The following is a 17,380-nucleotide window of genomic DNA, read 5'->3' on the forward strand; positions in this document are numbered from 1 at the left end:
TTCATCATTTCAACTTCCTCATCGGTAAACAGCTTCTGGAGCATGAGGTAGCCGTTCTCGTCGTAAAAGTCCAGTTCTTCCTTTTGCAGCGGGCCGTCAAAATCCGAACCGCCGTGAACAACAGGGTCCTTCCGGTCCATGATTTCCTTATGATCGCCTTGTCTGGATGGATACTTATCGATTGCCATTTTCAAGTCCTCCTAAAAATTTTTTAAAATACAGAATGAGTGCGGGCTGTAGAATCCCGCTTTAAAGTGGATGTGGAAAAAATAATGATTCTTTTTGTGCACCGGCTTCATGCCTGGTTGCATATAGAACAAAAGATGAAAATAATGCATAGCGAAAACAAAAGAACAATAAGCCCGGGAGAGGAGTAAATCGGCTTTTGCACGCAAAAAAGCCAGAAAAGAGACAGGTCTTTTCTGGCTTATGTTTTAGGCGCTATTGTCCAAACATTTCCACCATGCATATATTTTTTTATCCCTCAATCTATCGGGACACTTAAACTGTTCCCGCTCACAAAAGGAATAAACATAAATTTTCAAAAAAAAAGCAGCGGCAATTTTTGCCTGCTGCTTTTAAAAGCTTTAATTTTAAGAACGGACCACCATGACACTGCAGGGTGCCGCTTTTGCAATGTGCTCGGATACACTGCCCATGAATATTTTTTCTACAGCGTTTAAGCCGGTCGCCCCGGTAACTATTAAATCTACATGGTATTTCGGTACGATATCACGGATGATTTTCGTTTTGGGAGAACCGTATAAAAGCTCTACAGTTACATCTGTGATGCCTGCTTCTTCTGCCTGTTTTTTGTATTTTGCCAGCAGTTCATTGGCATCCTCCTGTACTTTTTCAATAATGGAAGGAGCGTAACTGCTCATCGGCTGATAGGCGTTTTTATTAATCACCCTCGCAATTATAAGCTGGGCTTCCTGCGCTTTAGCAATAGGGAGAGCGGTCTCAAAAGCATATTCAGCCTGCTCGGATCCGTCAACAGCCACTAATACAACGTTCATTGTGTGCATAGAACATCCTCCTAATATAGTGAATTAGCAGGGGTATCCTGCCTGAAACCTAAAGCTGGAAAGAGGAATAGGACAAATGCAGATCGTTTTATGCAGTTCTTTGATGAGTTATATTCTATATTCATTGTACATGATATTTTTGACATTTACGACGTCAATAAATGAATAATTAGTGAAATAGTCATGAAAATTAAGAAAATTCATTGAGAAATTCCTTAAATCAGTGAATTTGTGTATTATTTGCAAGATAATTCGGGTAAATCAAACCAAAGGCTGCTTCACATTAGTTCTTTGATCCTAATACTATTTCCAAGAGTTTTTTTGGAACTAACTGTTGTTGGAAGGCCTTATATGTTAAAGTTTCGTTAATTCGTTTCCCTAAGCAAAGAAAGGAGGAAGGCATCATGAGTGAAAAAGAGAAAAGATTTAAATTTCTCAACAGTATCTTTTTCATTTCTTTTATCATCATTTTTGTATTTGCATTGTGGGGGGCATTAGCACCACAGACCTTGCAGGCACAGGCCGAATTTACATACGGCTTTATCGCTGATACGTTCGGCTGGTTCTATTTACTGTTTGTGCTGTTTCTGATCTTATTTAACTTTTATATGGCGTTTAGTAAGTACGGGCGTGTCAGGCTCGGGGGCGACGATGCCCGGCCGAAATACCCTTTTTTCACCTGGATCGCGATGCTGTTCAGCTGTGGATTTGGTGTAAGTATCGTTTTCTGGGGTGTGGCAGAACCGATGACCCACTTTCAGACTCCCCCTCCCTGGACGAGCGTAGATCCCGGGACGCCTGAAGCGGCAAGAGAAGCAATGTGGAACGCCTTTTTTAACAACGGTATTCACCAGTGGGCATCATTTACATTTGTGGGACTTGCGATTTCCTACTTTTTATACCGTCAGGAAGAGCGGAGTCTTATCAGTGACACGATGAACGGTGTTATTGGGGACGGCACGCGCCCGCTCCGCAAAGGCTTCCGTAATGGCGTGGACATCATTGCTGTTATCGCTACAGTGATGGGTGTGGCTACTACGCTTGGTTTGAGTGTCCTGCAGATCAGCGGGGGCCTCAATAGTGTGTTTAGTATCCCGGCAAGCTCCACTACTCAGTTTACTATTGTAGCTGTCATGTTTGTAGCTTTTATGGTTTCAACCATCTCTGGTCTGGACCGTGGAATAAAATATTTGAGTAATGTAAACCTCGGTCTGGCTTTGTTTTTAATGATAGCTGTATTATTTATCGGACCTACAGGCTTTATTCTTGAGACCATTACAATGGGTCTCGGCGATTATGTTCAAAACTTCTTCCAGGCAAGTCTTCGTATGGAAAACTATACAGACGGCACCTGGGTGCAGGACTGGCCGATTTATTACTGGGCCTGGACGATCGCATGGTCCCCATTTGTGGGGATGTTCGTAGCCCGTATTTCGAAAGGGCGCACGCTCCGGGAATTCGTCCTTGGCGTTATGGTTGCTCCGCCGTTTATCGGAATGATCTGGATTGGTATTTTCGGCGGCACTGCGATCAACCTGGATTTATTCCACGGCACAGATATAGCGGGCATTGTTGCGGAGGATACGACACGGGCCATGTTTGCCATGCTCGATAACATACCGCTTGGCACACTGCTCTCCATACTGTCGATATGCCTGCTGTTTACATTCCTGGTAACCTCAGCAGACTCTGCCACATTTGTGCTGGGTATGATGACCTCCAACGGGGATACGAACCCATCAATGCTCTTAAAAGTAATCTGGGGCGCATTGATCGCCGGTTTGGCTACTGTACTGATTATCAGTGCCGGTCTTGACGGACTGCAGACAGTTTCTCTTATCGGGGCCCTGCCATTCTCTATTGTCCTGTTCATCTCTGCTATTTCCTTACTGAAATCCGTACGAAAGGATTACAAGGAAACGAGACTTCGGGAGGAAGAAGAGCGCCGGCAGCGGATCCGGGAGGATATCGAAAACTCTTAATCAAAGCACAAACGAAAGCCCCCCCGCTAGCTGCGGAGGTGCTTTTTTTCGTTCAGGATAAGATTCCCCGGATTTTTTGATTAATGTCTCCGTGTACTACGCCTCCGTGATAACAAATTGCGGTCGTCATATCGAAATCGAGCAGTTTTTCTAGAGAACGGTGGGCTTGTTCCATGTCTGGCGTAACTTCTGCCCGGGGTCCGAAAAGCTCGCCGTCTTCAGCAGTCAAAGCATCGCCGGCAATAAGCGTATGGCTGTTTTCGTGATACAGACTGATATGCCCGGGAGCATGTCCGGGCGTATGCACTGCGGTCAGCCCCGCCACAGGTTTATCTCCCTCTTCCATAGTTTCACTGATGAGCGAGGGTTCATTCTTATCGAGCATATAACCAACCCGGTCCCGCTTTTCTTCCGGAAGGGTGTCGATCAGGTTTGCTTTGGCGTTACTGCTGAATTTAATCAACGGTTCTTCTCCGTCTACGTAAGGTTTGTCTTCAGAGTGCATGAGGACACGCAGGTTGGGATGGTCGTGAAGAATTTCCGGGAGGCTCCCGATGTGATCAATGTCCTGATGGGTTAAAATAATAGTATCAAGGTGATCGGGGTTTAAATTTTCCTGTCGTATCAATTCGTATATTTCTTCTTCGTACCCAGGCATGCCTGCGTCAAAGAGAACCAGCCGGCCATCATTATTCATGAGGGTCGGGTTTAATACCATTGTGCCTGTTCCCTGTGGAACGGAAAGCTCGAGTACGTGAATGGTTTCTGTCAGCTTCATAGCGGCCGAAGCACTTGGCTTCGGTTCACCTCCTTGTATTAATAATGAACCTAAAAGAATTATTCCTCATTTTCTTTTATCTATAACATGTGCATAATAGAAAAATATGTGCATATGGAAAAGGGCGAAAGTATGGTACCTTTTCTTTGGCCTTATTTTTAAGACACTGGAGAGAAAGGAGGAGCATCGATGGCTTCGAAAAAAAACAAATATTCGCAGGACAGCTACAAGCTCGGCCTTATAGCTGCGCCGGAGCTGCCGAAGGAAATTTGCGACGAAATGGCAGAAGAGCTGCCCGATTTGCTTAAAAACTATGTAGATGACCGGAGGAGCTGGGAAGTGGAAGTGGTTCTTGACCCTTTTGCCGGAGTGGTAGAAAAATCAGAACCGGTGATTGAGGAAGCACAAAAGCATAAACAAAAGCACGAATGGGATTATGCACTCTGCTTTACGGACCTGCCAATCATAGATGGCAAAAAATTGGTGATAGCTGATGCCAGTTCAGACCGGGAAATCGGCCTCATTTCCCTGCCGTCCCTTGGAGCAATGCCAGTGAGAAAACGTGTCCGGGAGGCAATGATGCAGCTTGTAAATGAAATGCACCATGGAAGCCTGGAGGAAGACCGGGAACGGCAGAATGAACGTATTGCAGAAAATCAGGAGCAGCTTGAGGATCATGAAGAAGAACATTCCTATCAGGTCCGGGGAAGAGGATCGAGGGAATTGATGGGCAGCCGTTTGTATGAGCGCTTTTCCCCGATTAAACGGACAGTGTATTCCAATGAAGAAGAAAGCCAGCATGTCCGCTTCTATGCTAACCTGAATATGAGAGGGCGCACGAGGCTGCTTTCCGGCATGGTGCTGGCGAACCGGCCGTGGACGATTTTTCCGGCCTTTAAGCGTGTAATTGCCTTAGCTTTTGCTACCGGAGCTTATGGACTGATTTTTCCTAGTTTCTGGATGCTGAGCGACACCTATGGCTTTTGGCGCTTTCTTGCTGTTATGTTTACGGCCATGGTGGCTATGACTGTATGGTTTATTGCTGCCCACGGTTTGTGGGAAAAAGAGTCAAAGGCAGAATCTAAATTTTTAGTCCGTTCCTACAATAAAGCTACAGCTTCTACTATCGGAATTGCCATTATTCATTATTATATTATTCTATTTGTGATGTTTTTAGTTGTTTCTCTGCTGTTTATTCCAGGATCACAGCTGGCACTGAATTTACAGGGGGCCGTAACATTTGCGACGTACCTGAAAATATCCTGGCTTGCCTGCACGGTAGCCACGCTTGGAGGCGCTCTTGGGGCAGGGCTTGAAAGTGAAGAAACGGTGCTCAAAGCGACCTACGGCTACCGTCAGCGTATTCGCAATGAACGTGCGAAATCGGAAAAACGGGAGGAGTCTTCCTCCTAAAAAAGACGCAGGAAGGCGTCTGTGCCTTTATCGTGGAATTACAATGCCTGTTTCTGTGCCTATGACTTTTCTTCCCGTGTTACAGCAAAAAACAGCCGGATATGCCGTCAGTGGAAATTATTATTCCTTGAAGCAAAGTGGTAAAATGATGACAGACCTGTCATTTGCCGCCATCATAGGAACAATAATCTTGCCTCACTGATAAAGGGTGATTACGATGTCCAGGCAGTATTCTATTTACACCGTAATAGGATCGATAGCTGTTTTTGCCGCTGTGTTAGGCTTCTTAGTCTACAATGTGCACGAACGAAGCCAGACAGCCGAGCAGGAAGCAGAAGAAAAACAACAGGCTGCAGAAGAAGAGACAGAACAGAAAGCAGAGGCACCTGAACAGGAGCCGGAAGAAGAAAGAGTCGCCTCGAGTGAAGTGCCTGAGGTGGAGAATGAAGAACTGCTTGAACGGGCCGTTCATGCAGAAGCCAAAGATGAATCTTTTGAAGGCATGGTGGCCGTGGCAAGTGTTATTTTGAACCGCATTGAATCTGAAACCTTCCCAGACGATGTCGAAAGTGTCATATACGAAGAAAATCAATTCCAGGTAGTAGCTAACGGAAGCATAGAAGAATCTCCCTCCGAGCGTGCAGAAGAAGCAACGGAAGAGGCTCTGAATGGATCTGAGCCGGTAGGGGATTCATTGTTTTTCTGGAGTGAAGATGTGCCGAAAGACAACTGGCTCTGGGAAACGAAGACAGTTGATTATGAAATCGGCGGACATGTTTTTTCAGAAGACGTTTAAGTAGGACCAGCGGTGACAAACCGCTGGTTTTTTTGTTTTATATTTGGTTAAAAACATGCTTACAGGAGAGCTGGGTAAGGAATATATTAGAAGGCAGGCATAATAGTGAAGGGGAGAACGAGATGAAATTTTCGATATGCAGCTGGATCTTTGGAGACCAGCCAATTGAACAGACAATGCGTGACGCAGCTTCCATAGGGTACGATGAAATTGAAATTCACGCGAAGGACTATAACTGGGAGGAATTAATCCAGCAGGCGGAAGCCCTCGGGATCCGTATCCGGGGTCTGTGTGCGGATGCAGGATGGCCACGGAAAGAAACAGATTTATCACAGATTGATCCAACTATGCGAAAAACAGCTGTAAATTATTTTAAAGAACAGATTAGCCGTGCATACCGGGCTGGTGCAGAATATATGGTGCTTTCCCCGTGTGCCCCGGGCAAATCAGAGCCGGAAGGAAACGGTAAAGAAGAATGGGAAGCAGCCGTTTTATCACTTCAGGAAATAGCTCCCTATGCAGAAGAAAGAAACGTTGCTCTGGTCATTGAGCCGTTAAATCGTTACGAAAGTTGTATCATTAATACCGGATGGCAGGCGCTTATGCTAGTGGAAGAAACCGGACATCCATTTGTGACGACGATGCTCGATACTTTTCACATGAACATTGAGGAGAGCAGCATGGAGAAGCCTTTTCATCATCTGGGCCCCGCCCTCAGCCATATACATGTGGCAGATACTAATCGGCAGGGCCTCGGGTACGGAAGACTTCCCTGGGAGGCGATCGCTGAGGCTATTAAAGAAACAGGGTACGATGGAACGATTACAGTAGAATGCCTGGCACCGGAATTGAATGTATTTCCTTCAGAGGAAAAAAAGTCCAGAATAGATTGTGTTAATGAATATGCCGAAAAGTCGCTTGAAAAACTGCAGTATCTTTTCCAGTCATAATAGAACGAAAGGAGAGTAATAACCACCTCTTAAGCCTGTTGCTCAGTGGCAAAGCGCTAGCTCCAGTGATTAAAAGAGCGTTTATGTAAATGCGTTTTAAGGAAATAGAGAGATAGCTCAGCATAACTGAATAAACGAAGGCAGCAATCGCGGGATTAAGCCTTGCGGTAAGCCAGGAAAAGAGATACGTCTTTCCCTGGCTTTTTGCGTTTTATAAACCGGCTTCAGAAAGGAGGAGAACATGAAACACATTAAAGCATTAACCGGAAAAGGAGTGATGACGGCGGCTCTGTTATTTTTGGTGCTCGGTATCGCAAACGGGGTCTCTGTTTGGAGTGTGCTGGTGCTCACTATTATTATCGGCGCAATCAGCTATCCGCTCGGTGATCTCATGCTGCTCCCCCGTGTAAAAAGCCTGATAGCAGCGATTGGGGATGCCGTTCTTGTGTTTGTGATTATTTTAATTGCAGGTGCTGTAATTTCCTTTTCAGGCCCGGTGCTGCTTGCAGCAATAACAGCCGCTGTGCTGATGGGAACAGCAGAATATATGTTTCATTTTTATCTGGGCACGCACGTGCTTTTTTCAAGCAATCGTGTGAAAACAGATATGTAACGTAGGAGGCTTAGTCATGTCAGAAAAAAACGAAGCTATGCTTCGGAGAAACCAGGCAAATTACGCCGGAAGAAACCTGTTATCCGGCCTTCTTTTCGGTCTCGGGCTCATCGCTTTTATAGATGAAGCCGTTTTTCATCAGCTTCTGAACTGGCATCATTTTTATGATTTATCGACCACGGCTGTCGGGATCGTTTCAGATGGTTTTTTTCATGCATTCAGCTGGTTTGCTACAGTAGCTGCCCTGTTTATGTTTGCTGATCTCCGGCGCCGGCAGAGCTTCTGGCTGCGCCGGTGGATCGGGGGAATGTTGACCGGGGTCGGCTTCTTTCAGCTGTATGACGGGATCGTTCATCATAAGTGGATGGGCATCCATCAAATAAGATACGGAGTAGATATTCTGCCATATGATCTGGTATGGAACATCAGTGCGTTCGTACTGCTTATTGCCGGGATAATCGTGTGGAGACAAACTTCGCGGATAAAAAAGCAGAGAGCAGCTGTATAAACTGATGACTACTTCACATTATTTTGCAGAAGGCGTGCTTGCAGCCCCTTTTGTCGTTGTCTGTCTCTTGTATCTTGCTGCGGCCTTTCGTGACACTGGATGGCCGGTATACCGCATTGGGCTGTTTGCTGCCGGTACAGCGGCGGCAGTCATTTCGGTGCTTGGGCCGATTCCCCGGATGGCTCATGATTCCTTTGTCATTCATATGACCGGCCATTTGCTGCTTGGTATGCTGGCCCCGCTTTGTATGGTGCTCTCGGCGCCGGTGACGCTTGCTCTCCGCACTCTCCCAGTGCCTTCAGCGAAAAAGCTGTCTAAATTACTGCGGAGCCGCTTTGTGGCGATAGTATCTCATCCGGTGACGGCTTCGGTGTTAAATATTGGCGGCCTATGGCTTTTGTATACGACTGGATTGTACGCTTTGATGCATGAGTCCGTGCTCGTTTATACCGCTGTTCATATTCATATTTTCTTAGCGGGATATGTGTTTACAGCTTCTATTATTTATATCGATCCGGCGCCGCACCGGTATTCTTTTTTGTTTCGGTCCGGGGTGCTTGTCACAGCCCTTGCAGGCCACGGTATTTTGTCCAAGTATTTATATGTATCTCCGCCGCCCGGAATTGGGCAGGAAGCTGCTCAGGCAGGTTCGATGCTGATGTATTACGGGGGCGATGCGGTGGATATTGCCATTATGGTGATTCTCTGCTGGCACTGGTATAAAGCGGCCCGCCCCAAGCAGCAAGAAGCACGGGCAGCCTGAATAACTATAAGGAGGAACTGCAATGACTAACAATAAACATGTCCCTTTATATCCGAATTCTTTATGGCTTAAGGAAAGCGAAACTACACACATGCCTGCACATAGTGGAGAAGACACGGCTGAAGTGACTATCACAGGAGCCGGGGCAGCCGGTATCACAGCAGCCTACTATTTAGCAAAGGCCGGAACGAAGGTGGTGCTGCTGGAAGCGGGCAGGGTGCTCGAAGGTACAACCGGGAATACAACGGCAAAAATATCCTCCCAGCACGGAATGGTGTACGATGAGCTGATTCAGAATCACGGCCGGGAAAAAACCAGCCAGTACTTTGAAGCTAACGAACAGGCGATCAGCGATATGCGCAAGCGGGTTACTGAGCTTAATATTGACTGTGAATGGGAAGAGCGGGACGCTTTTATTTATACGAAAAGCGAGCAGCAGAAAAAAGTGATGGAGAAGGAAGCGGAGGCGTACCGGTTATTAAATGTAAACGGCGGTGATGCTTCTGACGAACATGATCTTCCGTACGCTGTCGAGCGGGCTCTCGTTATCCGCGATCAGGCTCAGTTTCAGCCAGTGTATTATTACCGGGTCCTTCTTGAAGAGGTAGTCCGCCTTGGCGGGCGTGTGTACGAGAATACACGTGCAGCTGATGTGAATAAAGCCAATGGGAAAGTAGTGGTCAATACAAACAACGACAGCACGGTTACCAGTGACTACCTTTTGGTAACAAGTCATTTCCCTTTTAACGACGGTATGGGAAAATACTACAGTCGTCTGCATGTGGAGCGTTCCTACATCATAGGGGCAAAAGTTCAGACAATGCCAAAGCATATGTATATCAGTGTAGATTCCCCTTCGCGGTCGCTTCGTACAGCAAAGGATGAAAACGGGGAGAAACTGCTTTTAATTGGCGGGGAAGGACACACGTCCGGAAAAAATGAAACGAATACGTTCGAACGGTATGAAGCACTGCGCAGCTTTGGTGAAGAGTACTTCGGTCTGCAGACGGTCCCTTACCGCTGGTCGGCTCAGGATATGATCACTCTGGATAAAATGCCCTATGTGGGCCCAATGACATCCGGGGAAGAACAGATTTTTACTGCCACCGGATTTATGAAGTGGGGCATGAGTAACAGTGAAGCAGCAGGGAAGATGCTCGCCGATTATGTACTCGGTAATGAAAATGTGTATAAGGAGGCTTTTGATCCAACACGTTCCGAGTTGAAAAAGAAAAACATTCAATCCTTTGCTTCCGAAAACATGGACGTAGGAAAAGAAATGATTAAAGGAAAGGCCAACAGAGGGGATAAAGAAAAGAACCTGGAAAATGATGAAGGAGCTTTGATTAATACAGAAAACGGAAAGGCAGGCGCTTACAGGGACGAAACGGGCCGACTGTATGTTGTCGACACCACCTGTACGCATATGGGCTGCGATCTCTCCTGGAACAATGCAGAACGGAGCTGGGACTGTCCGTGCCATGGTTCGAGATTTTCCTACGACGGAGAAGTTATTGAAGGGCCGGCAGTAACGCCGCTGAAGCGTAAAACAGATCTTGAATAACAAAGAAGGCCCGGAGAAAAAATCTCCGGGCCTTCTTACTCGTATTACAGCTTAAATTTATCTACTTCAGCGTTCAGCTGGCGGGCAAGATCGTTAAGGTTTTCCGAATTAGCGGAAACTTCCTCCATGGAGCTGCTCGTCTGCTGGACGGAAGCTGCAGTCTGTTCAACGCCGGCAGCAGATTCCTCGGATACTGAAGCTATTTCTTCAATAGAAGCGTTGATTTCCTGACTGCTTGAAGAGATGGCTGCCAGATTTTGAGTAACAGATTGAAGATTTTCTGCCATTTCCTGAATAGCAGTATTAATTGTATTAAAGGTTTCGCCAGTAGTCTGGATCTGGGTGGTGCCGATTTCCACTTCTTTATAGCCTGACTGCAGAGAGGCAGTGACGGAAGACGATTCGTTCTGGATTCCCTCCACGATGCCGGTAATGTCTGTGATAGAAGCAGAGACCTGCTCGGCCAGCTTCCGTACTTCATCAGCGACTACGGCGAAGCCGCGCCCCTGCTCGCCAGCCCGGGCAGCCTCAATGGCTGCATTTAAAGCAAGCAGGTTGGTCTGGTTAGCAATATCATTAATGACAGACACTAATTTTGAAATCTCCTGGGACTGTTTATCAAGTCCTTCCACTTTCACAGCGGCATTTTTCACGATAGCATCGATTTTTTCCATTTGATGAACCGAATTATCCATCAGCTCGCGACCTTCATTTGTAATAGACAAAATATGAGTCGAGGCATTGCGGACGTCTTCGCCCTTCGTATGGGCATCAGAAACATTTTCTGTAAAATCACTCATTAAGGAGGCAATGCTGCTGGCACTTGTGGCCTGGGATTCTGCCCCGGAAGCAAGCTCCTCCATTGTAACTGCCACCTGCTGGGATCCTGCTTTCACTTCGTTGGCAGAATGGGTTAAATTCTGACTCTGACCCGATACGTTCGCGGACATCGTTTTAATTTGTGCAAGCAGCTGGGCCATGTTGTCATTCATCTGGTTGGCAGCGAGTACGAGCTTGCCGGTTTCGTCGCGTGCGGTAGTCTGCATCGGCTCCTGGCTCAAATCTCCATCGGCAATGGACTGCATCCGTTGCATAACCGCTTTGATCGGGGCAGAAATCGTGCGCGCCATGAAAAAGGCAATTGCCACTCCGGCAATGATAACCAGCAGGGAAACAATCGTGCCGGTGGTCATCATATTCCTGCCGCTTTCAAGCATATTTTCACCCGCTGTCGTGATTTCTTTTTCTCTTTCTGCTGCCGTTTCTTCAAATCCGGTCATAATCTCACGTGCTAACGGTGTAGCTTCTGTAGTTAAAATTTGTTTAGCTTCTTCTTCATTTCCTGCCTCATAGGCTGGAAAAACTTCTGAGGTAATAATCTGCTCCCATTCGATGCTTTGTTCTATTAACGCTCCCAGTTCATCGGAACCGAAATCGGCGATCGTTTCCTCCTCCAGTGCAGCGCTCTCCTCGGTATATTCCATGAAGCTGCTTTTGAATTCCTCGTCGCCGAATAAAACGTACCCACGGGATAAAGCAACACGCTGGGCCATATTAAAAGCAAGCTTTTCGTCAGCGATTAACAGCGGAAGCTGCTCCTCAACGATACCTTCTGTTTCAGCATTCGCTTTACTGTTAGCGTAAAAATTATAGACTCCGAGTGCTGTTACCAGCACTACAAGTGACAAAAAACCGGTTAAGATTTTTGCGCGAAGACTTTTGAAGTTAAACCATTCCTTCATTCCATACACCCCTCTAAATTAATGTAGTAATACTTCCCCCTTGCGAAAAATACAGCTGCTGTTCTTTTGTTTCTGCTTTTTACGAGAATGATGGAATGGAAATATTAAGCAGATAAAAAGAATTAACTCTACAGACATTTATCGATATAAATTAGGCTGAAAAGTATAGGTCATTGTTACTGTAAAAATGAAGAAATTGTGAAGGGATTTTTCGGCGGAATAAGGCTTCCCGTATTTTACTCGCTTAAGGGAAGTATATTTTCTTGCTTTTGACGTTTGTTTTTATACATTGCCTGATCGGCTTTATGCAGGACGGCGGCGAAATCCTCCTGCTGATTCAGGGATTCGTAAGTTCCAACGCTGACGGTGATCGTAAAAGTGTTTTCCCCATCTGTATAGGGAACCCGGAGCTGCTGGTCTATCCGGCTTTGGGTCAGCTGTGTGCTTTTCCCGCTTTTTGTTCGGATTCTTTCCATAATGACAAACTCATCTCCCCCTAAACGATAAAGATGCTGTTCCGGAAAGCAGGCGCTGGCAATTCTGCAGGCAGTAAATTGAAGCACACGGTCACCGGTTACATGGCCGTAAGTATCATTAATGGTTTTAAATTGATCAACGTCGATAAAATAGAGAAGATAAGGAAGTTCTGCTTCGGAGGTTTCCTGAAAAAAATGCTGCAGGGCAACGCGGTTGGGCAGCTTGGTTAAATCGTCGCGGCCAACCATTTCTTTGGTTGTTTCGAGGTGGGCGATAGTACGGTTCAAATCAGCATTTAAACGACCGATCATTCCGGTACTTTGAAAGGAGGCTCGGGCGCTCAGGTCTCCGTTTCGCACAGAGGTCAATACAGCCTGAAAGTGAAAGATGCATCTGCGTACAAAGCTGAAGAAAAGAAAATAATTCAAAAGCCCGAGTGCCACGCCGGCTGTAATCGAAGCGATATAAAACATGTGTAAAAAAGAACTGGGTATGGGAATGACCATCGGCATAAGAACAGCAAAACCGATTCCTATGAAAATACCAAGGAACATATACAGAAAAAACATTACAAACAGATAATTTATTTTCATAAGAAACGCCCTTTCCAGCGGAAAAGTGGATTGCATTATAGAAGTTTAAATTAAGAAGCAGTACTTGCTATATATATCGTCACAATCCTAAAAAGTCTTATACTTAAAGCGGAAATCATTCATACAAACATTTTCCAGAGGCTGATCCTTTCATAAAATCTTTCGAAAATTTGTTTATGTTCTTCCCTAAAAAGGGAATTAGGTAAGAAGAATTTCCTAAAATGGTGAGGAGGTATCATGATGGCTTCAACGAAGGAAATATTAGGACAAGACGCGGATTACTTATTAAATCATGAAAGCAAGACGGTACCGAAAGAAAACCTTTATGTGCCGGGGCCTGATTTTGTCGACCGGGTATACAAATCGACAGATCGTTCTCCGGTAGTTCTGCGCAACCTGCAGAGCCTTTTTGATCACGGACAGCTTGGCGGAACGGGTTATCTGTCCATTCTGCCGGTAGACCAGGGCATTGAGCATTCGGCAGGGGCTTCATTTGCTCCGAACCCGATGTATTTCGACCCGGAAAACATTGTGAAGCTTGCGATGGAAAGTAACTGTAATGCGGTAGCTTCAACGATCGGGGCGCTTGGCTCGATCGCAAGAGATTATGCGCACAAAATCCCTTTCATTGCCAAAATTAACCACAATGAACTGTTAACGTACCCGGAAACGCACGACCAGATTATGTTTGGCTCTGTTGAGCGGGCCTATGAGATGGGAGCAGTTGCGGTCGGAGCAACGATATACTTCGGTTCAGAGCAGAGTGACCGGCAGATCCAGGAAGTGTCGCAGGCCTTTGAACGGGCTCATCAGCTCGGTCTTGGCACCATTCTCTGGGCCTATCTTCGTAACCCTGGCTTTAAAAAAGACGGCACCGATTATCACACCGCCTCCGATCTGACGAGTCAGGCGATCCATTTATCAGCAAGTCTGCAGGCTGATATTGTGAAACAAAAGATGCCGACCAACAACGGCGGCTACACCGCTGTCGGCTACGGCAAAACGCATGACAAGGTTTATTCAGAGCTGACAAGTGACCATCCAATTGACCTGACCCGTTATCAGGTAATGAACTCGTTTATGGGACGGGCCGGCTTAATCAATTCCGGCGGCGGTTCTGCAGAATCGGATTTGGAGGATGCTGTAAAAACAGCTGTAATTAACAAGCGTGCCGGCGGCATGGGACTGATTATGGGACGCAAAGCGTTCCAGCGTCCGATGAAGGACGGTATAGAGATTATCCGCTCTGTGCAAAGCGTTTATGCGGATGAGTCGATTACTTTAGCATAAGAAGTAGAAAAAAGGGGAGAGCCCTCCCCTTTTTTTATCTAATATATTCAGAAAATTTAAACATCGTATGCTGTGTCTCTGGCTACCTTTATAAACAGGAGGATTTTATATGCCGAAAAAACTGTTTGAAGTAGACCTCAATAAAACAATGGACCAGCAGACGACGCCGGGGCATAACCGCTGGCACCCGGATATTCCTGCCGCTTTTTCTGTAGAACCGGGAGAGACGTTCCGTATGGAATGCCTGGACTGGACCGACGGGCAGATCAGCAACAATGATGACCCTTCGGATATAAAACATGTGAACCTCGATCGTGTGCACGTACTAAGCGGGCCGGTGCACGTGAACGGAGTGGAGGAGGGGGACCTGCTCGTTGTTGATATTTTGGATATCGGAACGTTTCACTCGCATGAATGGGGATTTAACGGTATTTTCGCCAAAGAAAACGGCGGAAGCTTTTTAGTGGACCATTATCCGGAAGCAGCCAAATCTATTTGGGATTTTGAGGGTATTTATGCGACTTCGAGACATGTTCCGAATGTAAAGTTTGCAGGCATTATTCATCCGGGGCTGATCGGCGTGGCTCCTTCACAGGACATGCTGAATGAATGGAACCGCAGGGAAAAGGAACTGGTGGATACAAATCCTGACCGGGTGCCGCCGCTTGCGAATCTTCCAACGAAGGATTCAGTTGTGCTTGGTGAACTCAAAGGTGAAGAGTTCGAACGGGTTGCCGCCGAAGGAGCAAGAACCGTCCCGCCCCGGGAAAATGGGGGGAACTGTGACATCAAGAACCTTTCGAAAGGATCAAGGGTATACTTTCCGGTGTTTGTAGATGGAGCGAAGCTGTCGGTGGGAGATCTTCATTTCTCGCAGGGAGATGGAGAAATTACGTTCTGCGGTGGCATTGAAATGCCCGGCTGGATTGACCTGAAAGTACACGTGATAAAGAACGGCATGGAAAAACACCGTATTAAGCGCAATCCTGTCTTTAAGCCAGGACCAGTCATGCCGCATTATAATGAATTTCTGGTTTTTGAAGGCGTGTCGGTGAACGAGTTCTCGGGAGCGCAGACCTACCTGGATGCTAACGTCGCTTACAGGAATGCGTGCCTGAATGCGATTGATTTTCTGAAAACACTCGGCTACACAGGCGAGCAGGCCTATATGCTCCTGGGTACTGCGCCGGTACAGGGCACTGTAGCAGGCGTCGTAGATATACCGAATGCCTGCTGCACGCTCGCCCTGCCTAAGGATATATTTTATAAAAATATTTTGCCGGAGCTTGATTAGTATGGCCCAATTCACCTTTGAATGCCGGACGTGCGGTACTTTTGAAAGCTGGATTGTCTCCAAAGGAGCCCGGGTCAGTGAAGCCCCGTGCCCTATGTGCGGGGCAGTGGCCGGAAGAGTCTTTCAGCCGGTGAACCTGTCAAAGATGGATACGAAAGTAAAATCGAGGATTGAAAACGGAATGCAGCCGAAAACAGTACAGCAAAAGGATTTGCCCGCAAAACAAAGGACCATACAGCGGACACCGCGCCCTTGGCAGGCAGGACATTAAAGAAGGAGACCCGGAACAAACGGGTCTCCTTTAACTATTTTTGAGTTACTGTTAATTTGAATTTTTGTCTTTTCCAGCTATGCCAATAATCGCTATGGTGGCCAGCATGACACCATAAACAATTGAAGAAGAAAGAAGAGGTTTTTTAGTGATTTTTAAAAATAAACGGTTGGGCTTGTCAGCTGAGCCCCTGGACTCCCGTTTATACATATCTCAGCCTCCTTTAGGATGTTTAAATAATCTTACCCCGGAAAGGTTCGGTTTAATCACAAACAGAAGAAAGTTGGAAAAAAGCTGTTGAAAACTGTGTCTTTTAAATGTCTTTCTTCGTGTAATCAATACTGTAATGATGAAAAAACAGTTGATTGTCGTTTTGGTACTTTGCCTGAAGTACCTTCTGAAGAGACTCCGGGAGAAAATATTTTTGGTGGTGAAGCATAAAGCTTGCCCGGCTCTGCAACAGCCTTCGGGATAGAGGCTTTCCCCTTTTTGTTGGAATAGGAGCTTTGGGGTTAAACGGAGTTTTTAAAAAATAGTTCATCTTTCTGGCAGCCTTCACCTGCATGGTGCCGTAGCTCCGGTTTACTTTTGTGTTGCTGTAGGAGGGCACTTTTTCAATTCCCATATACTGCAAAAGTCCTTTCAATTCCTGCATTTCATTTTGCCGGAACTGCTCGTACTGCATGAGATAATAGTTGTTTTTGCCAAACAATTTTGTGACACGCTCCATATAGCTGAAATAATAGTAGCCGTCGAGTACTCCCAGCTGCTCCCACTCCTCAAACACGGCAGCGGCCTGCTTGTATCCACCCTGGTGAATATACTGCACGTAAAGGGAGGTGAGAAGATCCAGCTGCCGCCGTACTCCAGCAATAATATGCACGTCATAGCTTTTTTCAGGGAAGATCCGGCGAAGATCCTCTAAAATGGCGTAATTGTCTTTGACCTTTTTTTTCGTGGACATTGGGTTGCCGGAGAGCCCCTCGTACGAAATGAGGAGCGGCTTTCCCGCCTCCATCATCGATTCAAAGTCGTTGCGTAAAACAGCTGCTCGCTTCTCTGACAACTTTTTATGGCGTATGTCGTACAGATACGCCTGAACATGTTCCCGGGAAAAATATGTAATTTGGTGCGTCAATTTAGGATAAATGCTTTTCTGCAGAAAAGTAGTAGCTGTTTTGTGATAACCCACATGAATGTAAATGGTCTTGCGCATCGCCCTGCCTCCTATGGAATGAATGCATCCATCATATCGAAATCCGTAGGAGCAATCAAAGTAAAAGGACCAGTGAGTTTGGTCGCATATATATTCGCGGAG

General features: G+C 46.3%; 17 protein-coding genes and 1 pseudogene. 11 read left to right on the forward strand and 7 right to left on the reverse strand.

Annotation, left to right across the window (positions count from 1 at the left end):
* Window positions 1-188, reverse strand: a pseudogene (locus tag ACTRXG_RS14565) (ectoine hydroxylase); the annotation flags it as partial.
* A 405-nt stretch (window positions 189-593) separates the two neighbouring features.
* Complete coding sequence (locus tag ACTRXG_RS14570; protein WP_474262811.1) at window positions 594-1,028, reverse strand: universal stress protein; 435 nt, start codon at window positions 1,026-1,028, stop codon at window positions 594-596.
* A 404-nt stretch (window positions 1,029-1,432) separates the two neighbouring features.
* Between ACTRXG_RS14570 and ACTRXG_RS14575 the strand changes: the two genes are divergently transcribed.
* Window positions 1,433-3,010 carry a BCCT family transporter gene (locus ACTRXG_RS14575; RefSeq protein WP_474285642.1) on the forward strand — a complete coding sequence of 526 codons (1,578 nt, stop codon included), beginning with the start codon at window positions 1,433-1,435 and terminating at the stop codon, window positions 3,008-3,010.
* A gap of 52 nt (window positions 3,011-3,062) precedes the next feature.
* Here ACTRXG_RS14575 and ACTRXG_RS14580 read toward each other — a convergent pair whose 3' ends face one another.
* Entirely contained in the window at window positions 3,063-3,788 is a 726-nt protein-coding gene (locus ACTRXG_RS14580; protein WP_474285643.1) for an MBL fold metallo-hydrolase, read from the reverse strand.
* 189 nt (window positions 3,789-3,977) lie between these two features.
* Between ACTRXG_RS14580 and ACTRXG_RS14585 the strand changes: the two genes are divergently transcribed.
* From ACTRXG_RS14585 to ACTRXG_RS14615, 7 genes are all read left to right on the forward strand, one after another.
* The gene (locus ACTRXG_RS14585; RefSeq protein ID WP_474285644.1) at window positions 3,978-5,201 is read left to right on the forward strand and encodes a hypothetical protein; all 1,224 of its coding nucleotides are present in this window, start codon (window positions 3,978-3,980) and stop codon (window positions 5,199-5,201) included.
* A gap of 217 nt (window positions 5,202-5,418) precedes the next feature.
* Entirely contained in the window at window positions 5,419-5,997 is a 579-nt protein-coding gene (locus ACTRXG_RS14590; RefSeq protein WP_474285645.1) for a cell wall hydrolase, read from the forward strand.
* A gap of 122 nt (window positions 5,998-6,119) precedes the next feature.
* Window positions 6,120-6,947, forward strand: a complete 828-nt coding sequence (locus tag ACTRXG_RS14595; protein WP_474285646.1) for a sugar phosphate isomerase/epimerase family protein — start codon at window positions 6,120-6,122, stop codon at window positions 6,945-6,947.
* Window positions 6,948-7,188: 241 nt separating this feature from the next.
* Window positions 7,189-7,560 carry a DUF2512 family protein gene (locus ACTRXG_RS14600; RefSeq protein ID WP_474281495.1) on the forward strand — a complete coding sequence of 124 codons (372 nt, stop codon included), beginning with the start codon at window positions 7,189-7,191 and terminating at the stop codon, window positions 7,558-7,560.
* A gap of 16 nt (window positions 7,561-7,576) precedes the next feature.
* Window positions 7,577-8,068 (forward strand): DUF2243 domain-containing protein, encoded by a 492-nt coding sequence (locus tag ACTRXG_RS14605; RefSeq protein WP_474285648.1) that lies wholly within the window; start codon window positions 7,577-7,579, stop codon window positions 8,066-8,068.
* Window positions 8,069-8,072: 4 nt separating this feature from the next.
* Complete coding sequence (locus ACTRXG_RS14610) at window positions 8,073-8,831, forward strand: cytochrome c oxidase assembly protein (RefSeq protein WP_474285649.1); 759 nt, start codon at window positions 8,073-8,075, stop codon at window positions 8,829-8,831.
* Window positions 8,832-8,853: 22 nt separating this feature from the next.
* The gene (locus ACTRXG_RS14615; RefSeq protein WP_474285651.1) at window positions 8,854-10,395 is read left to right on the forward strand and encodes an FAD-dependent oxidoreductase; all 1,542 of its coding nucleotides are present in this window, start codon (window positions 8,854-8,856) and stop codon (window positions 10,393-10,395) included.
* 44 nt (window positions 10,396-10,439) lie between these two features.
* Here the strand turns inward: ACTRXG_RS14615 and ACTRXG_RS14620 are convergent, their stop codons facing one another.
* Entirely contained in the window at window positions 10,440-12,137 is a 1,698-nt protein-coding gene (locus ACTRXG_RS14620) for a methyl-accepting chemotaxis protein (protein WP_474285653.1), read from the reverse strand.
* A 236-nt stretch (window positions 12,138-12,373) separates the two neighbouring features.
* A complete protein-coding gene (locus ACTRXG_RS14625; protein WP_474285654.1) occupies window positions 12,374-13,207 on the reverse strand; it encodes a GGDEF domain-containing protein in 834 nt (277 codons plus the stop codon).
* A gap of 240 nt (window positions 13,208-13,447) precedes the next feature.
* Between ACTRXG_RS14625 and ACTRXG_RS14630 the strand changes: the two genes are divergently transcribed.
* The 3 genes from ACTRXG_RS14630 to ACTRXG_RS14640 all read left to right on the forward strand — a co-directional run bounded on the left by ACTRXG_RS14630 (window position 13,448) and on the right by ACTRXG_RS14640 (window position 16,062).
* Window positions 13,448-14,497, forward strand: a complete 1,050-nt coding sequence (locus ACTRXG_RS14630) for a class I fructose-bisphosphate aldolase (RefSeq protein ID WP_474285655.1) — start codon at window positions 13,448-13,450, stop codon at window positions 14,495-14,497.
* Window positions 14,498-14,606: 109 nt separating this feature from the next.
* Window positions 14,607-15,791: a formamidase gene (gene fmdA, locus ACTRXG_RS14635; protein ID WP_322526265.1), complete on the forward strand. Its 1,185-nt coding sequence runs from the start codon at window positions 14,607-14,609 to the stop codon at window positions 15,789-15,791.
* A gap of 1 nt (window position 15,792) precedes the next feature.
* Complete coding sequence (locus ACTRXG_RS14640; protein ID WP_474281509.1) at window positions 15,793-16,062, forward strand: FmdB family zinc ribbon protein; 270 nt, start codon at window positions 15,793-15,795, stop codon at window positions 16,060-16,062.
* 51 nt (window positions 16,063-16,113) lie between these two features.
* Here the strand turns inward: ACTRXG_RS14640 and ACTRXG_RS14645 are convergent, their stop codons facing one another.
* Window positions 16,114-16,272 carry a hypothetical protein gene (locus ACTRXG_RS14645; RefSeq protein ID WP_474285656.1) on the reverse strand — a complete coding sequence of 53 codons (159 nt, stop codon included), beginning with the start codon at window positions 16,270-16,272 and terminating at the stop codon, window positions 16,114-16,116.
* 103 nt (window positions 16,273-16,375) lie between these two features.
* Window positions 16,376-17,278, reverse strand: a complete 903-nt coding sequence (locus ACTRXG_RS14650; protein WP_474285657.1) for a sulfotransferase domain-containing protein — start codon at window positions 17,276-17,278, stop codon at window positions 16,376-16,378.
* Window positions 17,279-17,380: the final 102 nt, after the last annotated feature.

Source organism: Marinococcus sp. LNSP9103-4 (assembly GCF_056034345.1).